23 protein-coding genes are annotated in these 24,363 nt (G+C 52.4%); all 23 read left to right on the forward strand.

All coding sequences use genetic code 11. From position 1 onward, the window contains the following. The first annotated feature begins 1 nt into the window (after position 1). Positions 2–2,020: a flagellar biosynthesis protein FlhA gene (gene flhA, locus EVJ33_RS01955; RefSeq protein WP_131433952.1), complete on the forward strand. Its 2,019-nt coding sequence runs from the start codon at positions 2–4 to the stop codon at positions 2,018–2,020. Continuing rightward, entirely contained in the window at positions 2,021–3,100 is a 1,080-nt protein-coding gene (locus EVJ33_RS01960; protein ID WP_131433954.1) for a flagellar biosynthesis protein FlhF, read from the forward strand. Then, positions 3,079–3,918, forward strand: a complete 840-nt coding sequence (locus EVJ33_RS01965; protein ID WP_131433956.1) for a MinD/ParA family protein — start codon at positions 3,079–3,081, stop codon at positions 3,916–3,918. The genes EVJ33_RS01960 and EVJ33_RS01965 overlap by 22 nt, the downstream gene beginning before the upstream one ends. Before the next feature lie 19 nt (positions 3,919–3,937). Then, positions 3,938–5,911 carry a chemotaxis protein CheA gene (locus tag EVJ33_RS01970; RefSeq protein ID WP_131433958.1) on the forward strand — a complete coding sequence of 658 codons (1,974 nt, stop codon included), beginning with the start codon at positions 3,938–3,940 and terminating at the stop codon, positions 5,909–5,911. A gap of 12 nt (positions 5,912–5,923) precedes the next feature. Beyond that, positions 5,924–6,355 carry a chemotaxis protein CheW gene (locus EVJ33_RS01975; RefSeq protein WP_034777232.1) on the forward strand — a complete coding sequence of 144 codons (432 nt, stop codon included), beginning with the start codon at positions 5,924–5,926 and terminating at the stop codon, positions 6,353–6,355. Beyond that, positions 6,345–6,944: a chemotaxis protein CheC gene (locus EVJ33_RS01980; protein ID WP_131433960.1), complete on the forward strand. Its 600-nt coding sequence runs from the start codon at positions 6,345–6,347 to the stop codon at positions 6,942–6,944. The genes EVJ33_RS01975 and EVJ33_RS01980 overlap by 11 nt, the downstream gene beginning before the upstream one ends. Further along, positions 6,937–7,422 (forward strand): chemotaxis protein CheD, encoded by a 486-nt coding sequence (locus EVJ33_RS01985; RefSeq protein WP_131433962.1) that lies wholly within the window; start codon positions 6,937–6,939, stop codon positions 7,420–7,422. Before EVJ33_RS01980 ends, EVJ33_RS01985 begins: the two co-directional genes overlap by 8 nt. An 11-nt stretch (positions 7,423–7,433) precedes the next feature. Further along, positions 7,434–8,204, forward strand: coding sequence for a FliA/WhiG family RNA polymerase sigma factor (locus EVJ33_RS01990; RefSeq protein WP_131433964.1), 771 nt, complete (start codon positions 7,434–7,436; stop codon positions 8,202–8,204). A gap of 13 nt (positions 8,205–8,217) precedes the next feature. Further along, a complete protein-coding gene (locus EVJ33_RS01995) occupies positions 8,218–8,586 on the forward strand; it encodes a hypothetical protein (RefSeq protein ID WP_131433966.1) in 369 nt (122 codons plus the stop codon). Between the two features lie 152 nt (positions 8,587–8,738). Beyond that, on the forward strand, positions 8,739–9,479 hold the full coding sequence (gene rpsB, locus EVJ33_RS02000; protein ID WP_021067146.1) for a 30S ribosomal protein S2: 741 nt from the start codon (positions 8,739–8,741) through the stop codon (positions 9,477–9,479). Between the two features lie 119 nt (positions 9,480–9,598). Then, positions 9,599–10,480 carry a translation elongation factor Ts gene (gene tsf, locus EVJ33_RS02005; RefSeq protein ID WP_131433968.1) on the forward strand — a complete coding sequence of 294 codons (882 nt, stop codon included), beginning with the start codon at positions 9,599–9,601 and terminating at the stop codon, positions 10,478–10,480. A gap of 108 nt (positions 10,481–10,588) precedes the next feature. Next, positions 10,589–11,314, forward strand: a complete 726-nt coding sequence (gene pyrH / locus EVJ33_RS02010; RefSeq protein ID WP_034777246.1) for a UMP kinase — start codon at positions 10,589–10,591, stop codon at positions 11,312–11,314. Then, a complete protein-coding gene (gene frr / locus EVJ33_RS02015; RefSeq protein ID WP_131433970.1) occupies positions 11,311–11,871 on the forward strand; it encodes a ribosome recycling factor in 561 nt (186 codons plus the stop codon). The genes pyrH and frr overlap by 4 nt, the downstream gene beginning before the upstream one ends. Before the next feature lie 83 nt (positions 11,872–11,954). Then, on the forward strand, positions 11,955–12,692 hold the full coding sequence (locus tag EVJ33_RS02020) for an undecaprenyl pyrophosphate synthase (protein WP_131433972.1): 738 nt from the start codon (positions 11,955–11,957) through the stop codon (positions 12,690–12,692). 1 nt (position 12,693) lies between these two features. Further along, a complete protein-coding gene (locus EVJ33_RS02025; protein ID WP_131433974.1) occupies positions 12,694–13,491 on the forward strand; it encodes a phosphatidate cytidylyltransferase in 798 nt (265 codons plus the stop codon). A 12-nt stretch (positions 13,492–13,503) separates the two neighbouring features. After that, entirely contained in the window at positions 13,504–14,649 is a 1,146-nt protein-coding gene (gene dxr / locus EVJ33_RS02030; protein WP_131433976.1) for a 1-deoxy-D-xylulose-5-phosphate reductoisomerase, read from the forward strand. A gap of 16 nt (positions 14,650–14,665) precedes the next feature. Beyond that, a complete protein-coding gene (gene rseP, locus EVJ33_RS02035; RefSeq protein WP_131433978.1) occupies positions 14,666–15,916 on the forward strand; it encodes an RIP metalloprotease RseP in 1,251 nt (416 codons plus the stop codon). 40 nt (positions 15,917–15,956) lie between these two features. Then, positions 15,957–17,657: a proline--tRNA ligase gene (locus EVJ33_RS02040; RefSeq protein ID WP_131433980.1), complete on the forward strand. Its 1,701-nt coding sequence runs from the start codon at positions 15,957–15,959 to the stop codon at positions 17,655–17,657. Between the two features lie 75 nt (positions 17,658–17,732). After that, positions 17,733–22,025 (forward strand): PolC-type DNA polymerase III, encoded by a 4,293-nt coding sequence (locus EVJ33_RS02045; protein WP_131433982.1) that lies wholly within the window; start codon positions 17,733–17,735, stop codon positions 22,023–22,025. 119 nt (positions 22,026–22,144) lie between these two features. Then, a complete protein-coding gene (gene rimP / locus EVJ33_RS02050) occupies positions 22,145–22,615 on the forward strand; it encodes a ribosome maturation factor RimP (RefSeq protein ID WP_034777274.1) in 471 nt (156 codons plus the stop codon). Between the two features lie 12 nt (positions 22,616–22,627). After that, complete coding sequence (nusA, locus tag EVJ33_RS02055) at positions 22,628–23,794, forward strand: transcription termination factor NusA (protein WP_034777276.1); 1,167 nt, start codon at positions 22,628–22,630, stop codon at positions 23,792–23,794. Next, positions 23,791–24,069 (forward strand): RNase P modulator RnpM, encoded by a 279-nt coding sequence (rnpM, locus tag EVJ33_RS02060; protein WP_165569410.1) that lies wholly within the window; start codon positions 23,791–23,793, stop codon positions 24,067–24,069. Before nusA ends, rnpM begins: the two co-directional genes overlap by 4 nt. Then, positions 24,066–24,362, forward strand: coding sequence for a YlxQ family RNA-binding protein (locus EVJ33_RS02065; protein ID WP_021067159.1), 297 nt, complete (start codon positions 24,066–24,068; stop codon positions 24,360–24,362). The genes rnpM and EVJ33_RS02065 overlap by 4 nt, the downstream gene beginning before the upstream one ends. The last annotated feature ends 1 nt before the right edge of the window (position 24,363 follow it).

The raw sequence follows: 24,363 nt of genomic DNA on the forward strand, positions 1-24,363 counted from the left end.
GTTGGCTGTAAAAGCGAAAGATTTCGCGGTATTGATCGGCGTTCTCATGATCGTCGTCATGCTCGTCATCCCGTTACCGGGGTTCATATTAGATTTTTTAATCATTGTTAATATACTGATCGCCTTGATGATTCTACTCGTCGCGATGAACGCCCGCGAGGCGCTCGACTTCTCGGTCTTTCCTTCTCTTTTACTGATTGTGACGCTGTTCCGGCTCGGATTGAACGTGTCGACGACACGTTCGATTTTATCGACCGGATACGGCGGGGAAGTCATCGAGACGTTCGGGAACTTCGTCGTTGGCGGGAACGTGCTCGTCGGGTTCGTCGTCTTCCTCATCCTCGTCATCATCCAATTCGTCGTCATCACGAAAGGGGCGGAACGTGTATCGGAAGTCTCGGCCCGCTTCACGCTTGACGCGATGCCTGGTAAACAGATGGCGATCGATGCCGACTTGAACTCAGGATTGATTGACGACAAGGATGCTCAAATCCGCCGAAAAAAAATTCAAAGTGAAGCGGATTTCTACGGATCGATGGACGGGGCCTCGAAGTTCGTCAAAGGGGACGCCATCGCCGGAATCATTATTGTCGTCATCAACTTGATTTTCGGAATCATCATCGGAACCGTCCAAATGGGCCTTCCGGTCGGACAGGCGTTCCAGACGTTCTCGCTCATGACGATCGGGGACGGACTCGTCGGTCAAATCCCGGCGCTCCTCATCTCGACAGCAACCGGGATTATCGTCACGCGTGCCGTGTCAGATGGAAACTTAGGGGAAGACGTCGTCGACCAACTCGGTCAAAATCCAACGCTTCTCTACATCGCTGGCTCGATTGTCATCATGCTCGGGTTTATCTCACCGAGCCTGCTCCCGGTGACGCTCATCATCGCCGGTGTCGCTTTCTACGGGGCGTACACGATGCGTCGCAACATGAAACGGGTAATCGATACACCGTTGCCGGAAGAAGAACCATCGGCACCGACAGAGACCGTCGTGTCGCTCTTACAAATCGATGCCATCGAGTTCGAATTCGGTTACGGGCTCATCCCGCTCGCCGATGAATCGCAAGGCGGTGATTTGCTTGACCGGGTCGTCATGATTCGTCGTCAACTCGCACTTGAACTTGGCTTCATCTTGCCAACGGTTCGAATTCGAGATCATTTACAGCTGTCGCCGAACGCATACCGGATCAAAGTGAAAGGGAACGTCGTCGCCGATGGGGAGCTCTTGCTCGATCATTACTTGGCGATGAGCCCTGGCATCGAGGATCCGGAAGTATACGGGATCGAAACGACGGAACCCGCGTTCGGTCTCCCGGCCCTTTGGATTGATGAAGAGACGCGGACGCGTGCTGAGATGAGCGGATACACCGTTGTCGATCCGCCTTCGGTCGTTGCGACGCATTTGACCGAGACGCTCAAAAAGCACGCGGCCGATCTTCTCGGCCGCGAAGAGACGAAGCAGCTGGTCGAACACTTGAAAGAGACGCATCCGGTGCTCGTCGAAGACGTGACGCCGTCGGTCCTCTCGATCGGGGACATTCAAAAAGTACTTCGTCATTTATTGAAAGAGCACGTCTCGATTCGCAATTTGCCGCTCTTGTTCGAGACGATGGCCGACTATGGCAAAGTGACAAAAGATGCCGACATCCTCGGCGAGTATTGCCGCCAAGGCTTGTCTCGTCAATTGACAGACCAAGTCAGCCCGCCGGACGGACCGCTCTACGTCGTGACGCTCGGTGGCCAGACCGAACAGCTCATTCAAGACGCCGTTCAAAAAACCGAGTTCGGCAACTATTTGGCGCTCGACCCGGAACAGGCACGTGAAATCATCGAACGCTCCGGTGAGCAGCTGTCGATGTTCGAACGCTACGGGGCCTCGGCCGTCATTCTCTGCTCGCCGACGATTCGCCTGTTCGTGAGACAACTGCTCGAACGGTATTATCCGGACGTACCGGTTCTCGCCTACAACGAACTGCTCAGCTCGATTGAAGTGAAAAGTATTGGGGTGATTTAAATGCAAATCAAAAAATATACCGGCAAGACGATGACGGAAGCGATGGCGAAAGTCAAACAAGAATTTGGCGATGAAGCGGTCATTTTGAACTCCCGTCAAGTGAAAAAAGGATGGTTCGGTCTGTTCGCCTCACAACACGTCGAAGTCATCGCCGCGCTTGAAAAAGCACCGCTCGCCGTCAAACCGCGGGCCGCGACGAAGCCCGTCGAACCATCGAAGCCGGTGAAGGCTCCAACGCGTCCACCGCAGCAAACGAACGAGTCTAGTCAAGCGGCGGGCGTGTCGACGTCGAGACGGTTACCAGCTCCACTAGCGCATGTCGAATCACTGCTCGCCTCCGAATCATTCCTCGGTGAGACGTGGGACGAAGCGATTAACGAGCTGTATTACACGACAAAATCGGTCGAAGTCGTCGAACGCTTCGTGCGTGACCAAATCCGGACTTCCTTCTTGCCTGTACCTCAACCGAAACGGTATATGATGCTCGTTGGTCCGACCGGGGTCGGTAAGACGACGACGCTCGCGAAACTTGCCGCTCATTACAAGCTCGAGCATGGGCTCTCGGTCGGTCTCATCACGACGGACACGTACCGGATCGCGGCAATCGAACAATTGAAAACGTACGCCGAGATTTTAGACATCCCGGTCGAGGTCGCCTACGACTTCAATGACTTCAAACGAGCGAAACAACTGTTCGCACGGAAAGACATCATCTTGATTGATACGGCCGGTCGCAACTTCCGCGACGAGGCGTACGTCGAGCAGTTCGAGCGGCATCACGATTTCTCCGAGACGAGCCTCTCGCTCGTCCTCAGCTTGACGTCGAAGATGCGAGATATGGAGATGATTTATCGTCAATTCGAGCCGTTACCGCTCGGGTCGCTCATTTTCACGAAAGCCGATGAGACGAGTGACATTCACGCGATGTATCGGATGGTCCGCGCGAGTGGGCTGCCCGTCGCTTGGCTGACGGACGGACAAGAAGTACCGGATGATCTCGTCGTCGGCGAGCCAGACCGGTTGACGGATCGTTTGCTTGAGAAAGAAGGGTGGACCCAATGGACCAAGCAAGACGTCTAAGGGCGAAAACGGAGACCGCACCGACGACGATCGCTTTTGCGAGCGGAAAAGGTGGGGTCGGCAAAACGAACGTCTGCGTCAATACGGCCATCGGTCTCGTCGAGCTCGGGAAACGCGTCTTGATCGTCGACCTCGACATCGGGATGGCGAATGTGCACATCTTGTTGAACGCGTCGCGGTCACGGACGATGATGGATTCAGTGAAAGCGCGAATTCCGCTCGCTGCCTCTGTTCAGAAAGACGTGTTTGGTGTCGATATATTACATGGGGGAAGTGGGCTCGACGAACTAGTCCAATTCTCACATGCAGATATGCAATTTTTTATGCGTGAACTCGAAGTGCTAACCGAATACGATTATGTCTTATTCGACATGGGTGCCGGGGCGACAGACACATCGCTCCAGTTCATCGAGGGCTGCGATGAGATGTTTCTCATCTTGACGCCCGAACCGACCTCGCTCATGGACGGATACGCCTATACGAAGCTCGTCCATCGTCAAAGTCCGGACTTGCCGCTCGGTGTCATCGTCAATCGGGCCCAATCGGGTGAAGAAGCGCTGCAATGTTTTGAACGAATGGAAGTTGCATGTGAGCAGTTTTTAAAGAAATCGATTCGATTCCTCGGGTATTTACCAGATGACGCCACGGTCAGACGAGCGGTCATCGCCCAAGTCCCGTTTTACCATTTGGACCGGAAGAGTGACATCAGTTGGCGGCTTGAACGGATTTTAACGACATTGACCGGGACGCCACCGAAACCACGTCATTTCATGGACCGTTTGATGGGGAACTTGAAACGTCAGTGGAACCGAGTTTAACGACAGGGAGGCATTATAGATGGACGTGAACGAATACTTAGGGTTGTTTTTAGACGAATCTCAAGAGCATATTCAATCGGTTAACACCCAGCTGTTGAAACTAGAACAGACGGGCAGTCAGGAAGCGATTCAAGAGATTTTCCGCTCGGCACACACGCTCAAAGGGATGTCGGCGACGATGGGATACGAGAGTGTTGCCAACTTGACGCATGAGATGGAGAGCGCGCTCGATTTGGTGCGGGCTGGAAAGAAAGAGAGCAACCAATTGTTGCTCGACACGATGTTCTCGGCGATGGAGCAAATCGAAGAGATGATCGCGGATATCGAGACGGGGGGGAGAGGTGCAAACGTTGATGTAGCGGCGACGGTGTCCGCGTTCCAGTCGTTCATCGGTAGCACGCCGAAAGCCGTCGAGACGGTCGAAGAAACGGTCTTCACAGCCGACCTTTATACCGATTCGGTCATCACGCAAGCAAAAGAGACAGGCTTCGAAGCATTTCAACTTCATGTGAAGCTATCGGATGCCGTCGTCTTGAAAGCGGCTCGCGCCTATATGGTGTTCGATCGTCTCCAAGAACTCGGAGAAGTCGTCCGAACCGTTCCGGAGACCGAGGCAATCGAGCAAGAACAGTTCGATCTCTCGTTTGACGTCTTATTCGTGACTCAAGAGTCGGCAGACGTGATCGAGCATGCCGTGTCCCAAGTGTCTGAAGTCGAGCACGTCCACGTGACGCCTTACACGAGTGCGGAAGCCGGTGCGCCGGAAGTCGCTGTCAGTGCCGAGAGCGTCGCCGTGGCCGAAGTGAAACCGAAAGCGGCAGAGACGGACGAACCGAAAGAGCAGGCCGTCGCGCAAGCGAAGACGATTCGCGTCAACTTAGAACGGATCGATCGTCTGATGAACTTGTTCGAAGAATTTATTATCGATCGTGGTCGTCTCGAGCGGCTCGCTGATGAAGTCGGCCAGCCTGAACTGAATGAGACGGTCGAGAAAATCAAACGCGGCACGAACGAACTCCAATCGCTCGTCCTGACACTTCGGATGATGCCGATCGAGCAAGTGTTCAACCGCTTCCCGCGCATGGTGCGTTCGGTCGCGAAAGATATCCATAAAAAAGTCCAACTCGATATCACCGGTGCTGAGACCGAACTCGATCGTACGGTCATCGATGAAATTGGGGATCCACTCGTCCATTTGATTCGTAACGCCATTGATCACGGGATCGAATTGCCGGAAGTCCGCCTCCAAGCTGGAAAACCGGAACAAGGACGACTCGCGCTTCGCGCTTACCATGGCGGAAACCGTGTCTTCATCGAAATCGAGGATGACGGGGCAGGGATCAACGTCGATAAAGTCCGCTCGAAAGCACTTGAGCGTGGCGTCATCACGACTGAAGAAGCGACGACGATGACGGACAACGAAGTGGCCATGCTCATCTTCGCACCTGGATTCTCGACAGCAGACGTCGTCACCGACCTTTCGGGTCGCGGCGTCGGACTAGACGTCGTCAAAAACAAGATTGAATCGCTCGGTGGGGTCGTCACGCTCGAGACGGTCGTTGGACAAGGGACGAAATTCCAAGTCAGCTTACCGCTCACACTCTCGATTATCTCAGCGATGCTCGTTCAAGTCGGCGATGAGACGTACGCCGTCCCGTTGTCATCGATTCTCGAAACGACGCTCCTTGACGAGGCCGACATTTTAACGGCTCATCGTGAACGCGTCTTCGACTTCCGAGGTCAGCTTGTCCCGCTCGTTTACTTGAAAGAAATGTTCGCGATTGAAACGGAAACGAAGACGCAATTCCCGGTCGTCGTCGTCCGCAAAGGAAACAAACTCGTCGGTGTGGTCGTCAATGACTTGATTGGCCAACAAGAGATCGTCATGAAGCCGCTCGGAACATACCTCGAGGGCATCCCGGCTATCTCTGGCGCGACGATACTCGGAGACGGGCGTGTCGCCTTGATTGTCGACAGCAACGATCTGTTCTAAGGAGGAAGAAGGATGGAACAAAAATGGGTAGTCTTTTCATTGGGATCGAACACATACGGGATCGACGTCCAATCGGTCCGCTCGATTGAGCGGGTACAACCGGTGACACGCGTACCGAACGCACCTGCTCACGTCAAGGGTGTCATCAATCTCCGTGGCGTCGTCACGCCGGTCATCGACCTTCGACTCCGTCTCGGTTATGAAGCGGTCGAACCGACCGAAGAAACACGGATTTTGATTGCTTCGCTCAATCAAGGCGATGCCGGCTTTATTGTCGACCGGGCCAACGAGGTCGTAGAAAGTGAAGACGTTCGCATCGAGCCGATTCCGGAGTCGAGTCGGGACATGTTATCGGCTCACTTGACGGCGATCGCAAAAGGTGAGGACAAACTGTTCTCGCTGCTCGATGCTAACGCATTGTTCGAGGAACAGCATGCTGAGTGAGTTCGAGCAAGATTTATTGAAAGAACTCGGGAATATCGGTTCTGGCCACGCGGCGACGGCGTTGTCCACGCTTTTGGCCAAACCGGTCACGATCACTGTCTCCTCGGCCGAGATGGAACCAATCACGTACTTGCCGGAACGTGTCGGCGGGCCGGAGCGTCATGTGGCGTCCGTCTTGTTAGAACTCGGCGGCGACATTAGCGGCATGATCCTCATCTTGTTTCCGGTCGATGATGCCGAACGGATGGTGGCATCACTCATCGGAAGTACGTTCTCGTTCCGAACAGCGGATGAGCTCGGCCAGTCGGCATGGGAAGAGGTCGGAAATATCATGAGTGGCGCCTATGCCCGTGCGCTCGGAGATTGGCTCGATACACCGATTTCGATTCAAGTCCCGGCGACAGCGGTCGATATGGCCGGTTCGATCGTCGAGTTCGTCGTCACATCGGTCCAACCCGAAGAAGACGCAGCGCTCTATATCGATACGACGTTCCGCATCGATGAGAAAGTAAGTGCCGGACATGTGTTGTTCCTACCGACGCATGGTTCGCTCGAACGGATTAAACAGCGGTTGATCGGCCATGGCTGAAGTCATTAAGATCGGCATCGCGGAATGGAAGCAGACGACCGCGCCGAATAAGTTGCGAACGGCAGGACTCGGTTCGTGTGTCGGTGTCATTTTATATGACGTTCGGCTCCAAGTCGCGGCAATGGCCCATGTCATGTTGCCAGATTCGGCAATTGCCCGGAAACACCAAACGATCGAAGTAGGAAAATATGCGGATACGGCCATCGATGCGCTCGTCGCTTCGTTGAAACGGGCCGGAGCCGGTCGACTTCAAGCGAAGATGGCCGGTGGCGCTCAAATGTTTCAATTCAAATATGAGAACGAGGCGATGCGGATCGGTGAACGGAACGCCGAAGCCGTACGCAACGCTTTAAAAGCGCACCGAATTCCGCTCATCGCAGAAGATTGCGGCGGGCATAACGGACGGACGATTGAATTTGATGTGGCGACTTGCGCCCTGTCGATTCGAACGGTCAGCGTAGGAACTAAGGAAATCTAGGGGGGATCGACATGACGACTCAGCTTACCGAGTTGTGGGATCGTTGGAACACTGACCGCGATATGGATACAGCGAATGAATTATTGGCGCACTATGAGTTCCTCATCCATTATCACGTGCAACGAATGATCGTGACGCTCCCAAAGAGCGTCGAACGCGACGAATTGAAAAGTTTGGGTTACATGGGATTGTATGATGCCCTCATGAAATATGATCCAGAACATAACAACAAGTTCGACACGTACGCTGCGTTTCGCATCCGCGGCGCCATCATCGATGGGTTGCGGAAAATCGATTGGTTACCACGGTCGGTGCGCGAACGCGTGAAAAAAATCGATCACATCGCCGAACAGCTCGAGCAGAAGCTGCACCGGGCCCCGACGAAAGAAGAACTCGCGAGCGCCTGCGAACTACCGGTGTCTGAAATCGAGAAGGCGATGGCGGAAGGATATTTCGCAAACATGTTGTCAATCGACGAGGCGGTGACGCTTCAAGAAGAAGGCAAGGTCATGTCTGTCACGTATTTCGATCCTGACTCTGAGAAACCGGAAGACACACTGTTGCAGCGCGAGCTGCTCGATGTGCTGACGAATGAAATCGAACACTTGTCCGAGAAAGAACGTCTCGTCGTTTCGTTGTTTTACTTCGACGAGTTGACATTGACGGAGATCGGCGAGGTGTTGGAGCTGTCGACGTCCCGCATCTCCCAAATCCATTCCAAAGCGTTGAAGACGTTAAAGCTCGCACTCGGACGTTCATATTTAGAAGAGAAGACATCGTGAAGGAGGGATGGAGATGACCGTCGCATACGTGGCCATCGCATGTATCGTCGCATACGGACTGCTGATTTTATTTCGACAAGTCCAGGCGTTGACCGCTCGTGTCACGCAACTCGAGCACGAGAAACGTGAGACCGAGGCCCTCCTGTTGTCGTTCATGGAATCGATGAATGATGTCGTAAAACAACCGTCGTCTTTAATTGAAGAGATTGACAAGGCGCAGGCGGTCCATGTCGAGCCGGATCAAGAGGACTTGGCCGATGAAACACAATCAGCCCCGCACGTGGAGGATGTGTTATTGCACCATTCGGTCCGGGAGACGGCCCGACTCCTTGGGAAAGGCGAAGGAGAAGTCGCCTTATATGCCAAACTTCGTAAAAAGTGAGAGTTGCCGGATTGGCGGACATATGCTATAGTATTTTTTGGTGTTAAACACATCACACACGTCTCGGGATGGTATTCCTCGGTGCCGAAAGGTCGGAATACAACGATGAACGAGGCGGAGGACTTTTTTAAACCACAAGGAGGAAATTTATCATGGCAGTAATTTCAATGAAACAATTGCTCGAAGCTGGTGTACACTTCGGTCACCAGACACGCCGTTGGAACCCAAAAATGGCGAAATACATCTTCACGGAGCGTAACGGAATCTACATCATCGACCTTCAAAAGACGGTCAAAAAAGTAGACGAAGCGTACAACTTCGTTCGTGAACTCGCGGCAGAAGGCGGAAACGTCCTCTTCGTAGGTACGAAAAAACAAGCTCAAGACACAATCAAAGAAGAAGCACTCCGTTCAGGTATGTACTTCATCAATGAGCGTTGGTTGGGTGGAACACTCACAAACTTCTCAACAATCAAAAAGCGTATCAACCGCTTGAAGCAGCTTGAGAAAATGGAAGCTGACGGTACGTTCGAAGTACTTCCTAAGAAAGAAGTCATCATCTTGAAAAAAGAAATGACACGTCTTGAGAAGTTCCTCGGCGGAATCAAGGACATGCCAGGTGTTCCTGATGCCCTCTTCATCGTTGACCCACGTAAAGAGCGTATTGCGATTGCAGAAGCTCACAAATTGAACATCCCAATCGTTGCGATTGTCGACACAAACTGTGACCCAGACGAAATCGACTACGTCATCCCAGCGAACGACGATGCGATTCGTGCGGTTAAATTGCTCACTTCTAAGATGGCTGATGCGATCATCGAAGCGAAGCAAGGCGAAGAAGAAGTAGCTGAAGAAGCGGTAGCTCCAGAAGCTGAAGCGACAGAAGCTGAGTAATCGGTCAGACAACAGGTGATAAAGGGAAAGCCTTTTATCACCTTTTTTTAGGACATAGTATATCGAAGCCTAGCGCTTTTATCTTAAAAATTTGTAAGTTTTACAAGGAGGAATTTCCGATGGCAGTTACAGCAGCAATGGTAAAAGAACTTCGTGAAAAAACAGGAGCAGGTATGCTCGATTGCAAAAAAGCACTCGTTGAAACAGATGGTGACATGCAAGCAGCAATCGACTTCCTTCGTGAAAAAGGGATTGCTAAAGCAGCAGCTAAAGGCGATCGCATCGCAGCTGAAGGCTTGACAGCGGTAGCCGTTGAAGGCAACAAAGCTGCGCTTGTCGAAGTCAACTCAGAAACAGACTTCGTCTCGAAAAACGAGAAGTTCCAAACGCTCGTAAGCGACGTGGCAAAAGCAGTTCTCGCTTCAGGCGCGACTACAGTCGAAGCGGCACACGCTTCTGAATTCGTCGCTGGCAAGACGCTTGAGACACACATTCAAGAAGAAGCATCGACAATCGGAGAGAAAATCTCACTCCGCCGCATCGCTATCCTTGAAAAAGCAGACGACGCTGTCTTCGGCACATACCTTCACATGGGTGGCCGCATCGGTTCGGTCGTCGTTATCGATGGCACAACGGATGAGTCAGTAGCGAAAGACGTAGCGATGCACGTAGCGGCAGCAAACCCGCTTTACGCGACACGCGACGAAGTTTCGGCTGAAGAAGCAGAGCGCGAGAAGAAAGTCTTGACTGAGCAAGCCCTCAACGAAGGCAAGCCTGCCAACATCGTCGAGAAGATGATCGCGGGACGTATGAACAAGTACTTCGAGGAAATCTGCCTCGTTGACCAAACATTCGTTAAAGACGCTGACTTCAAAGTTGGGAAATACGTAGAGTCTAAAGGCGGCCGTATCAACTCATTCGTACGTTTCGAAGTTGGAGATGGTATGGAAAAACGCGAAGAAAACTTTGCTGAAGAAGTAATGAACCAACTTAAAAAATAATCTGCATCATTCACATGGTGCAATCAAAATTGGGAACACGTCTGTATAACCTTGAGTTAGTTCGTTAAGGGAGCGTGTTCCCTTTTTTCAAGCAAGAGGAGGCAAAGTATGGAACCGAAATATAAGCGAATTGTGTTAAAATTGAGTGGGGAAGCGCTCGCAGGAGATCAAGGGTACGGGATTGATCCGGCCATCGTCAATTCGATCTCTGGGCAGATTAAAGAATTGGTCGCCATGGGCGTCGAAGTCGCCGTCGTCGTGGGCGCTGGAAACATCTGGCGCGGCAAGACCGGAAGCGAGCTCGGCATGGACCGGGCGAATGCGGATTACATGGGCATGCTTGCCACGGTATTGAACTCGCTCGCGCTACAAGATAGCCTTGAAACGAACGGTGTCCAAACACGCGTCCAAACCTCAATCGAAATGCGCCAAGTGGCTGAACCGTACATCCGCCGTCGGGCGATGCGTCACCTTGAAAAAGGTCGTGTCGTGATTTTCGCGGCAGGGACGGGGAACCCGTACTTCTCGACAGACACGACAGCGGCACTCCGCGCAGCGGAGATTGAAGCTGATGTGATCTTGATGGGAAAAAACAACGTCGACGGCGTCTATTCGGCCGATCCGAAACTCGTTCCGGATGCAGTCAAATACGATACGCTTACGTACTTGGACGTCTTAAAGGACGGTCTCCAAGTCATGGATTCGACAGCCACGTCACTATGTATGGACAACCATATCCCACTGATTGTATTCTCATTGCTTGAAGAAGGAAACATCAAACGTGTCGTACTCGGGGAACATATCGGTACGGTAGTAGGAGGAATCAATTCATGAGTGTAAATGACGTATTGAAAACTGCTGAAGAGAAAATGGAGAAAGCCGTTACTGCGTTGAAGCGTGACTTCGGGACACTTCGGACGGGACGCGCGAGCGCATCGATTTTGGACCCGGTTCAAGTCGATTACTACGGCGTACCGACACCGCTCAATCAAGTAGCGAACATCAATACACCGGAAGCACGCCTTCTCTTGATTCAACCATGGGACAAGTCGATGGTGTCTGATGTTGAAAAAGCGATTCAAAAAGCTGACCTCGGCCTCTCGCCGTCTTCTGACGGGACCGTCATTCGTCTCGCCATTCCTGCTTTGACAGAAGAGCGTCGGAAAGAGCTCGTGAAAGTGACGAAGAAATATGCGGAAGAAGCGAAAGTCGCGGTCCGTAACGTTCGTCGTGACGCAAACGAAAACTTGAAGAAGCTTGAAAAAGATGGGGACTTGACTGAGGACGACCTTCGCGGTTACGCGGATGACGTTCAATCGTTAACGGATTCGTATATCAAAAAGATTGATGAATCTGCAGCGACGAAAGAAAAAGAAATCATGGAAGTGTAATCACGGAAGTGGTATACCAAAAAGCTGTGTGGGGACCCTTTTACTGAGAGGGTCCCTCTTTCATACAATCAGGAGGATAGAGTATGTTTAAATGGGTGAATCCTAAAACGAAGACCGAGGCGGAACTGAGCATTCCCGAACACGTCGCCATCATCATGGACGGTAACGGCCGTTGGGCGAAGAAACGTGGGCTCCCTCGCATCATGGGTCACCGGGAAGGGATGAAATCGGTCCGGGAAGCGGTGCGCACCGCCCAAGAACTTGGTATTCGTTCATTGACGCTGTATGCATTTTCGACGGAGAATTGGACACGTCCAGAAGAAGAAGTCAACTTCTTGATGAAATTGCCAAAACAATTTCTAGAGACCGATTTAAAAGAGCTGGACGAACAGAACGTTCGTGTCCTCGTCGCAGGCGATGTGTCAAAACTGCCACGCGGCACACGGGAAGCGGTCGATGAAGCCCGGACACGTACAGCGACGAATACGGGGTTAGATCTCGTTTTCGCCTTGAACTATGGCGGGCGCGACGAGCTCGTACGAGCGATGCGACTCATCGCCACCGACGTAGCTGCAGGGGAAATTCGTCCGGACGAGATTGATGACGACTTGATTGGACAGCGTCTGATGACAAACATGCAAGATGTTGATTTGATTATCCGGACGAGCGGTGAACAGCGCCTCTCGAATTTCTTGCTTTGGCAAGGGGCATACGCCGAACTTCATTTTACGGACGTGCTATGGCCTGAGTTCAAACGGGACCACTTCGTCGAGGCGATTGAAGCGTATAACGCGCGGACGCGCCGGTTTGGTGGGGTGTGACATGAAAACTCGAATTATTACCGGCCTTTGGGCCGGAGCCATTTTTGTCAGTTTGATCGCCCTTGGCGGCAGTCCGTTCGTCATCTTGATGGGTGTGCTCGCCTTGATCGGACTGAGCGAGTTCACGATGATGCGGAACCACAAGTTGATGGCGTTCCCGTTCCTCGTGACGTCGCTCCTTGTGGCATTCCCGTTCGTATTGATGTTGCTCGAGCGGCAGCTTGTCATGGGCGATTTACCGATGTCGACGAATCAATGGATGGTTCTCGGATTGATGCTCCTCCTGTTTTGGACGGTCGTCACGAAAAATCGATTTACGTATGAAGATGCGAGCTTTTATTTCGTATCTGCCGTCTATCTCGTCATCGGTTTTTCCAGTTTTGCCCTTGTCCGCCTCTCGGAAGATGGGCTCGTCAAAGTGCTACTCGTCCTCTTCATGATTTGGGCGACCGATTCGGGTGCTTACTTTACGGGGAAAGCGATCGGCAAAACAAAGCTGTGGCCGTCCATCAGCCCGAACAAGACGATCGAAGGGGCGGTCGGCGGAATCATGTCCGCCATTGTCGTCGGTCTCGTCTATGTGCTCGTCGAACCAGTGCTGCCGATTCTCGAAGTACTCGTGCTCGCGGTCGTCGTATCAGTCGTCGGCCAACTCGGAGACTTGGTGCAGTCGGCGTATAAACGTCAATTCAACGTGAAAGATTCGGGTCATCTGTTGCCGGGACACGGTGGCATTTTGGACCGGTTTGATAGTATGATCGCGGTATTCACGGTCATCTGGGTATTTAATTTGTTATAAAGGAGTGTCAAGATGAAGCGAATCAGCTTAATCGGGGCGACTGGATCGATTGGCGTACAGACATGTGACGTCATCGAACAGCACCCCGACTTGTTTGAACTTGAGGCCTATGCCTTCGGAACAAATGTAGACGTAGCCGAGGAATGGATCAACCGCCTGCGGCCGAAATACGTGTCCGCTAAAGATATCGAAGTACTCGAACAGCTCAAGCCACGACTTACATACGAACCACTCTTTTTTATCGGACTTGAAGGGTTGATCGAATGTGCGACCGCAGAGCGGGCCGATGTCGTCGTCACAGCTGTCGTCGGTGCAGTCGGTCTTGAACCGACACTCGCTGCAATCGAGGCAGGGAAAGATATCGCCTTGGCAAACAAAGAGACACTCGTCACGGCGGGTCATCTCGTCACAGCGGCCGTCAAGAAGCATGGTGTCAGTCTGCTTCCGGTCGACAGTGAACATTCGGCCATTTATCAATGCTTGAACGGTGAACGCCGAGAGGACGTCTCAAAAATCATTTTGACGGCGTCAGGAGGAAGTTTCCGAGACAAGTCGCGTGATGAATTAGAAGGCGTCACCGTCGCAGAGGCACTTGCGCATCCGAACTGGTCGATGGGCGCGAAAATCACGATCGATTCGGCGACGATGTTCAATAAAGGACTTGAAGTCATCGAAGCGCACTGGTTGTTCGATATCGATTATAATGATATTGAAGTGGTGCTTCATCGCGAGTCGATTATCCATTCGATGGTCGAATTTAAAGATGCCGCCGTTATGGCGCAACTTGGGAATCCAGATATGCGAGGACCGATCCTCTATGCGCTTTCTGGTCCGAAACGTCTTGAAATCGACGGGAACAAGCGGTTAAACTTGAGAGAAATCGGAACGCTTCACTTCGCAGAAGCGGACTTGACGCGTTATCCGGCCTTACGCCTCGCGTATGAGGCCGGTCGCGCGGGTGGTTCGATGCCGACCGTGCTCAATGCGGCCAACGAGGCGGCAGTCGCACTGTTCTTGAACGGGGAAATCGCATTCCTCGATATCGAACGAATCGTCGAACAGGCGATGGAGACACATACGGTAATTGCAGAACCGACGCTCGAGGAGATCCTTCAAGTCGACCGAGCGGTTCGAGAACAAATTCAGCAAGGAAAGTGAAGGTGGGGAATAGACAATGACGACTTTTATCGCCATCGTTTTGATGTTTGGGGTACTCATTTCGGTTCATGAATGGGGACACCTCGTCATGGCGAAACGGGCAGGGATTCTCTGTCATGAATTTGCAATCGGATTTGGACCGAAAATCCTTTCGTTCCGAAAGAATGAGACGCTATATACGATCCGCTTATTGCCAATCGGTGGATATGTCAAGATGGCCGGAGAAGATTTTGAGCCGATTGAAGTGAAAGCCGGTCAACACGTAGGCTTGCGCCTGACAAATGCCGGTACGGTCGATCGTGTCTACTTCCAGCCGGATCAGGCAAAAGATGTGCACGTCGTCGGCACGGTCGATAAGTTCGATTCGATTCGTGAATTGAAAATCCAATTGCTCGTCGATGATGAGGTCCGTGTCTATTCACTTGAACGGGACACGCTCCTCGTCGACCAAGGTATGGAAATTCAAATTGCCCCGTACGATCGCACGTTTGGAGCGCAATCGGTATGGAAACGCGTGCTCGCGATTGCAGCCGGCCCGGCGATGAACTTCGTCCTTGCCTTCATCTTGCTCGTCATCGTCGGTCTCGTCCAAGGGACACCGACGGACGATGGACAAATCGGGACCGTGCAGCCGGATTCGGCTGCCGATCAAGCGGGACTCATGACGGGTGACGAAATTGTCTCCATCGAAGGACAACCGATCGATAATTGGCTCGACCTCCGGACGGTGCTCGCTGACCGGGCTGATACGCCAACGGAAGTAACCTATATTCGGGATGATGCAGAACAAACCGTGACGCTCACTCCTCAAGCAATCGAACAAAACGGTGAGACCGTCGGGATTTTAGGCGTGACGAACGCGCTCGAGCGTTCACCGACGAAAGCTTTCACGACCGGGGCCGAGACGACGTGGACGATGTCGACGCTCATCTTCTCAGCGGTCGGTGATTTGGTGACGGGACAAGTCGGCGTCGATCAATTGGCCGGACCGGTCGGAATCGTCCGCATGACCGACGAAGTGGCGGCGAGCGGGCTGATCATGCTCCTCAACTGGACGGCACTTCTATCCGTCAACTTGGCCATCTTCAACTTGTTGCCGCTCCCGGCGCTCGATGGAGGACGACTCCTCTTCCTCTTGTTCGAAGCGGTACGCGGACGGCCGATGGACCCGAAAAAGGAGGGCTTCGTCCACTTTATCGGGTTCGCCTTGCTCATGCTGCTCATGTTGATTGTCACCTGGAATGATATCCAATCATTCTTTAAATAATTAGATCCAATCGAGTTACAGAAGGGAAACGTTGATACCTATGAAACAATCGAGACTGTTCATGCCTACATTAAGAGAAGTGCCGGCCGATGCGGAAGCCATTAGCCATCAGCTTCTCGTCCGTGGGGGCTTCATGCGCCAAAACGCCGCCGGGATTTATTCATATCTCCCACTCGGCCATCGCGTATTACACAATATCCAAACGATTATCCGCGAAGAGATGAACCGGGCCGGAGCGCAAGAGTTGCTCATGCCTGCGATTCAACCGGCTGAACTATGGGAAGAAACGGGACGCTGGGGCATTTATGGTCCAGAATTGATGCGATTGACGGACCGTCATGACCGTCGTTTCGCACTCGGTGCGACCCATGAGGAACTCATCACGTCAATCGTGCGTGATGAACTCAATTCTTACAAAAAGTTGCCGGTCAACTTGTATCAGATTCAAACGAAGTATCGCGACGAACGTCGTCCGCGTTTCGGATTGCTCCGGGGCCGTGAGTTCTTGATGAAAGACTCGTATTCGTTCCACGCGACACAGGATGATTTGGACGAAGAGTACAAAAATATGTATAACGCCTACTCCAACATCTTTGACCGCGTCGGCTTGAAATATCGTCCAGTCGTGGCCGATTCGGGTGCCATCGGCGGGAAAGACACGCACGAGTTTCAAGCGCTCGCCGAAATCGGTGAAGACACAATCGTCTACACGGACACGTCGAACTATGCGGCCAATATTGAGATGGCGGAAACGCTCGACCGCTATGAGATGCAGGCGGGCGAAGTACAGGCGCTCGATCAAGTCGATACGAAAGATAACAAGACGATTGAAGACGTGGCCCGCTTCTTAAACATCGATCCGAAGACGACCATCAAATCTGTCCTCTTCAACGTCGATGGGGAAACGGTCATGGCGATCGTTCGCGGCGATCACGAAGCGAACGACGTCAAAGTGAAGAACGCCCTCGGCGGTCTCGATATCCAAATGGAAGAAGAAGCGACGATTATCGACTTGTTCGGCTGTGATCCGGGCACGCTCGGACCGATCCAAGCACCAGTCAAAGTCGTCGCCGACTATGCCGTCAAATATTTGGTCGACGCGGTATGTGGTGCCAACAAGGCGAACACCCACTATACCCACGTCAACGCCGAGCGCGACTTGTCGCACTTGACGTATCATGACTTGCGTTTCGTCGTCGAAGGCGACATGGCACCTGACGAGTCGGGTCCGGTCCGTTTCGCACGCGGGATCGAAGTCGGACAAGTGTTCAAGCTCGGCACGCGCTATTCAGAAGCGATGGGCGCGACGTTCTTGAATGAAGAAGGTCGGGCCGAACCGCTCATCATGGGTTGTTACGGCATCGGCGTCTCGCGGACGCTATCGGCTGTCATCGAGCAACATCATGACGATCGCGGTATCGTCTGGCCGAAGAGCATCGCTCCGTTCGACGTACATTTGATTGCGATCAACACGAAAGACGAGGCGCAACTTGAACTGGCGAACCGCTTGTACGATGAACTGTCGTCGACGTACGATGTGTTGTATGATGACCGTAAAGAACGGGCCGGCGTCAAGTTTGCCGATGCTGACTTGATTGGTCTCCCGATCCGCATCAACGTTGGGAAAAAAGCGAACGAAGGCATCGTCGAAGTGAAACTACGTGCCACTGGCGAAGTTCTTGAGACAACGGTAGATGAGTTGCCACATGTGATTACGGCGCAACTGAACGAGGCAAAATGATCGATGAAGGTGACGGTTTCTTGCCGTCACCTTCATTTTTCGACATCGAATGATAAAAGGGGGGACTTCTTACCCGTGGAAGCTAATCAAAAAATGCAATTGCTCTTGACCGATCTCGGCATCACGACCGAAACGGATCAGTTCGACGGCGCGGAGTTGACGCGACTCGTCGTCAACAAGCAACGCCGGACGTGGACGTTTTATTTTCAACTTGAGCGTGTGTTGCCGTATGAAGTGTATCAACTGTTCATGAGCCGCATCGAGAGCCGTTATGCGACGTTCGCGGACGAGGTATACGCACGTTTCACGACGACGTCAGGCGGCGGCGAACAGGACTATATCGACTATTGGCCGCGCATCGTCAGTGAACTCAGTCAAGTGTCGGGTGCGATGCGTAGTTATTTCGCATCGGTCGCACCGCGCTTCGAGCAGAACAAATTGCTCATCCCGGTGCGCTCGGCCCCTGAGGCGAACTATGTCGATAAAGAGTTATGCCAAGAAGTCCAGGCGCTCTATAGCGCTTATGGGTTCATGAAGAAACCTTGTCAAGCGCTATTCTCGGAGAATGAAGAAGCGAACCAAGTGCTCCGTGAACAAGTCGTCCAAGAAGATTTGGAACAGGCGAAACTCGCACTCGCGGCGCAATTTGCCAAGGCGACCGAGACGAACGACGAACCGGTCACCGAGGTCCGGATGGGCGCGTTGATTAAAGACGAGATCGTCCCAATCAAGACGATTATCGAAGAAGAACGACGCGTCGCCATCCGTGGTCTCGTCTTCTCGGCCGAACGGAAAGAACTGAAGAGCGGGAAAAAACTATTCACATTCAAGATGACCGACTATACCGATTCACTCATCGTCAAAGTGTTCGCACGTGATGACGACGATGACCGAATGCTGAGCGCCGTCAAAAAAGGGATGTGGATTCAAGCGGCCGGCCGGGTCGAGGATGATAGCTTCATGCGCGAACTGTGCATGATGGCATCGCAACTGCAAGAAGTGAAAGTCGAACCGGTCCGGGACGAGTGGGCCGGTGAGAAACGCGTCGAACTGCACGCCCATACGCAGATGAGTCAGATGGACGCGGTCACGAACGTATCAGCGCTCGTCGCCCGGGCGGCGAAATGGGGCCATCGCGCCATCGCCATCACCGATCACGCGGGTGTCCAGTCTTTCCCAGAGGCATACTATGCCGGGAAGAAAAATGACATCAAAGTGCTTTTTGGCGTCGAAGCGAACGTCGTCAATGACGGGGTTCCGGTCGCGTATCATCCGACCGATGTCCCGCTCGACGATGCGACATATGTCGTCTTTGACGTCGAGACGACGGGGCTTTCGGCCGTCTACAACAAAATCATCGAACTTGCCGGCGTCAAAATCAAAGGTAGTGAAATCATCGACCGGTTCGAGGCGTTCGCCGATCCAAAGCATCCACTCTCGGCCACGACGATCGAATTGACGGGCATCACGGACGATATGGTCCATGGTCAGCCCGATCCTGAAGTCATCGCCAAACAGTTCGTTGACTGGTGCGAGGACGGCATTCTTGTCGCCCACAACGCATCGTTCGATATGGGCTTCCTTGAAGCGACGCTGCGGAGCGGTGGTCACGAGCCGGATGACTATCCGGTCATCGATACGCTCGAGCTCGCCCGGACGATTTTGCCGACGCTCAAGAATCACCGTCTCAACACGCTCGCGAAGCGATTTGATATCGAGTTGACGCAACATCACCGGGCCATCTATGATGCCGAGGCGACAGCGTACCTGCTCATGAAACTGCTCGAACTTGCCAAACAGATGTTTGAGATGCAGACGCATCGCTCGTTGAATGCGAAAGTCGGGAGCGACGTCTCGAAGATCCGTCCGTTCCATGCGACAATTTATGCGAAGACGAAAAAACCGGGGCTGCGTCATTTGTACGAGTTGATCTCGTTGTCCCACATCGATTACTTGTTCCGGATGGCCAGGATGCCACGTTCGGAGATTATTAAACGTCGTGAGGGTCTCTTGATCGGTTCGGCGTGTGACAACGGTGAGATTTTTGATGCCGCCCTGAACAAGTCAGACGAAGAGCTTGAGAAGATGATGGCGTTCTACGACTTCATCGAGATTCATCCCCCGGCGCTCTATATGCATTTGATCGATAAAGAGATTGTCGCCAACGAACTCGAATTGCGAGAAATCATCAAGCGAATCATTCGCGTCGCCGGTCAAGCCGGCCTTCCGGTCTGTGCGACCGGAAACGTCCACTATCTCGACCGGACGGATCGCTCGTATCGCGAGATTTTGATTCGGACGCAAGGCGGCGCCAACTTCATCAATACGCGGAAAGAATTGCCGCACGCTCATTTCCGCACGACGAAAGAGATGATGGAAGAGTTCAAGTTTCTCGGTGACGACCTCGCCCTCGAAATCGTCATCACAAACCCGAATGCAATCGCCGATCAAATCGAGTCGATTCAAATCATTCCTGACGATTTGTACACACCGAAGATTGAAGGGGCGGACGATGAGGTCCGGAACATGAGTTACGACATGGCGCGTTCGATTTACGGCGAAGAACTGCCTGAGATCGTCGAGGCCCGGCTCGAGAAAGAATTGAAATCGATTATCGGACACGGCTTTGCGGTCATCTATTTGATTTCGCATAAGCTCGTCAAGAAATCGCTCGACGACGGTTATCTCGTCGGTTCACGCGGTTCGGTCGGTTCAAGTTTCGTCGCAACGATGACCGAGATCACCGAGGTCAATCCGCTCCCGCCGCATTACGTCTGTCCGAAGTGCCAACATTCGCATTTCTTCAATGACGGTTCGGTCGGGTCCGGGTATGACCTTCCGGACAAACAATGTCCGGAGTGTGGGACGTGGTATACGAAAGACGGACATGATATCCCGTTCGAGACGTTCCTTGGCTTCAAAGGGGACAAGGTCCCGGATATCGACTTGAACTTCTCGGGTGAATATCAACCGCATGCCCACGCTTATACGAAAGTATTGTTCGGGGAAGATTACGTGTACCGTGCCGGGACAATTGGAACGATCGCGGACAAGACGGCGTACGGTTACGTGAAAGGGTATGCGACCGAGAACGATAAGATTTACCGGAACGCCGAGGTTGATCGGCTCGTCTCGGGCGTCACCGGCGTCAAACGGACGTCCGGGCAACACCCGGGGGGCATCATCGTCGTCCCGGATTATATGGACATCGCCGAAATCTCACCGATTCAATATCCGGCCGACGATAAATCGTCCGAATGGAAGACGACCCACTTCGACTTCCACTCGATTCACGACAACTTGCTCAAACTTGATATTCTCGGGCACGATGACCCGACCGCCATCCGGATGTTGCAAGATTTGTCGGGGATCGATCCGAAGACGATCCCGACGGACGATCCGACCGTGATGAAAATCTTTTCGTCGCCGGAAGTACTCGGCGTCACCCCTGAACAAATCGAATCGAAGACGGGAACACTCGGTATTCCGGAGTTTGGGACGAAGTTCGTCCGCCAAATGCTAGAAGAGACGAAACCGTCGACGTTCTCTGAACTCGTTCAAATCTCGGGACTGTCCCACGGGACCGATGTTTGGATCGGCAACGCCAACGAGCTCATCTACAACGGGACGTGTGAACTGAAAGACGTGATCGGTTGTCGTGACGACATCATGGTCTACTTGATTTATGCCGGTCTTGAACCGTCGTTCGCCTTCAAAATCATGGAGTCGGTGCGAAAAGGGAAAGGCTTATCGGAAGATATGGAGACGGAGATGCGGGCCAACGATGTTCCGGAATGGTATATCTCGTCTTGTAAGAAAATTAAGTACATGTTCCCGAAAGCGCATGCCACGGCGTATGTGCTCATGGCCGTCCGCATCGCCTATTTCAAAGTCCATCACCCGATTTTGTATTATGCGACATACTTCACGGTCCGGGCCGGCGACTTCGATTTGTCGGCAATGATCAAAGGATCACAGGCCGTACGCAAGGCGATGTCGGATATTCGTGAAAAAGGTTTCGAGGCAACGGCGAAAGACAAAGGGCTTCATACCGTGCTCGAACTCGCGCTTGAGATGTTAGAGCGCGGCATGAAGTTCCAAAACATCGATTTGTATCGCTCGAGTGCGACGGAATTCTTGATTGAAGGGAACACGCTCATCCCGCCGTTCAATGCGGTCGATGGTCTCGGGACGAACGCGGCGAAAGCCATCGTCGAAGCGAGGGCGGAAGGGCAGTTTTTGTCGAAAGAAGACTTGCGCAAGCGGGCCAAATTGTCGAAGACGATCGTCGAGACGCTCGATACGATGAAATGTCTCGAAGGCTTGCCGGATGAGAACCAACTCTCGTTCTTTGATTTTGGGGTGTAAGTTGCGAAAAACCGGGAAAATATGATATATTGGTATCGAACAATGTTGGATACTACGACGGAAAGGAGTAGGGAACCCTACTCCTTTCTTGTATGTAAAAGCCAGAAGGAGGGATGAGAGTGTCCAAAATAACAGAAGTCGTCGAAGCGATCGCGTTGCCGATCGTGGAACGTGAGAACATGGAATTGGTCGATGTCGAATTCGTGAAAGAAGGACCAGATTGGTTCTTGCGCGTCTATATCGACAAGCCGGGGGGCGTCGATTTAGATGATTGCGTCAACATCAACGAACAACTCTCGGAAAAACTAAACGATAGCGATCCGATCGAACAAGCCTATTATCTTGACGTCTCGAGTCCCGGTGCCGAGCGACCACTGAAAAAGCCGACCGACTTTGAACGTGCGATTGGAAAGAACGTCTATATCAAGACGTTTGCCCCAATCGAAGGTGCCAAAGAGTTCGAAGGCATTTTAACGGAATATGACGGCGAGACGGCCGTCGTCGAGACGCGCATCAAGACAAGAAAAAAAGCGATATCGCTACCGGTAGACAAAATTGCACAAGCCCGCCTAGCGGTCACGTTTAGTTAAGGAGAGGTAAAGATGGGGCCACAATTACTCACAACAATCGAACAGATTGCTAACGAAAAAGGAATCGAGAAGGAGATTATCATCGATGCGCTTGAGCAGGCGCTCATTTCAGCATATCGCCGAAACGTCGCCAACCCGAATGAAAACGTAAAAGTTGAATTCGACCAAGTGACAGGTGATATTCGTGTCTTCGCACTTCTCGAAGTCGTTGAACGTCTCTCGCATCCCGAGCAACAGTTGTCGCTCGAAGAAGCGCATGAGATTGACCCGAACTACGAGCTAGGAGACTTCCATAAAGAAGAAGTCACACCGAGCGACTTCGGTCGTGTCGCGGCGATGACAGCGAAGCAAGTCGTCACGCAAAAGATGCGTGAAGCCGAGCGCGAGCGGATCTATAATCACTTCGTCGATAAAGAAGACGAGATCATGACGGGGATTGTGGAACGGTTCGACCCACGCAACTTGTATATCGGTCTTGAAAACAATATCGAAGCGGTACTTACTCCGAACGAGCAGATGCCAAATGAATCGTACCAGATTCATGACCGTATCAAGGTTTACGTGACGAAAGTCGATTCGACGACGAAAGGGTCTGGCGCAGCCATTCAAGTCTCGCGGACGCATCCAGGTCTGTTGCGTCGTTTGTTCGAGCTTGAAGTACCAGAAATCGCGAGTGGTACGGTCGATGTCATGTCGGTCTCACGTGAAGCGGGCGATCGCTCGAAGATTGCTGTTCATTCAGACATTGTCGATCCGGTCGGCGCATGTGTCGGTCCGAAAGGGCAACGTGTCCAAACAATCGTCGATGAACTCAACGGCGAGAAAATCGATATCGTTCGTTGGTCGAACGATCCGAAAGAGTTCGTGAAAAACGCACTCAGCCCGGCTCAAGTCGTTGACGTGTACGTCAATGAACCAAATAAATCGACGACTGTCGTCGTACCTGACTATCAGTTGTCACTCGCCATCGGGAAGCGCGGTCAAAACGCGCGTCTTGCTGCGAAATTGACAGGGTGGAAAATCGATATCAAGAGCGAGACGGATGCAGAAGGCATGGATTTGTATGATACGTACGCCGAAAAAGTTGAACCGGAGCCAGAAATTGTTCACAATGAAATGGAACAGACTGACTCGGTTGACGTCGCCCTTGAGCCGACAACGGTGAAAGAAGAGGAATGACCATGAAGCAAAAGAAACTTCCTTTGCGCAAGTGTGTGGTCACGCAAGAAATGTTACCGAAACAAGCGTTGATTCGTGTCGTTCGGACGCCGGAAGGCGATGTCGTCATCGATACGTCCGGTAAATTGAACGGACGAGGGGCGTATTTGTCGAAAGATGCGGATGTGATTCGTTTAGCAGAGAAAAAACGGACACTCGATCATCATTTAAAAGTCAAGACGAGTGACGCGCTTTATGAGCAGCTGCTTCAAGCTGTTACAGGTGCCGAATCATGAGTCAGTGGGAATCATTGTTAGGCCTCGCCGCACGGGCGAGGAAAGTAACGATGGGAGAAGAGTTTGTGTTGAAGGATGTGCGAGCTGGCCGAGCCAAGCTTGTCATCCTTGCCGGAGATGCGGGAGCGTCTACGAGAAAACGGGTTACCGACAAGTGTACATCGTATGGTGTTCCATTGATTGAAGTAAGCGACCGATATACGATCGGGGCTGCTTTAGGTAAAGACATGCGAGTCGTCGTGTCTGTGACAGAATCCGGATTTGCGAACAAGCTTAAGCAACTTCTCTCTTAAC

The organism is Exiguobacterium sp. SL-10, assembly GCF_004337025.1.
In the GTDB taxonomy this organism is placed as follows: Bacteria; Bacillota; Bacilli; order Exiguobacteriales; family Exiguobacteriaceae; genus Exiguobacterium.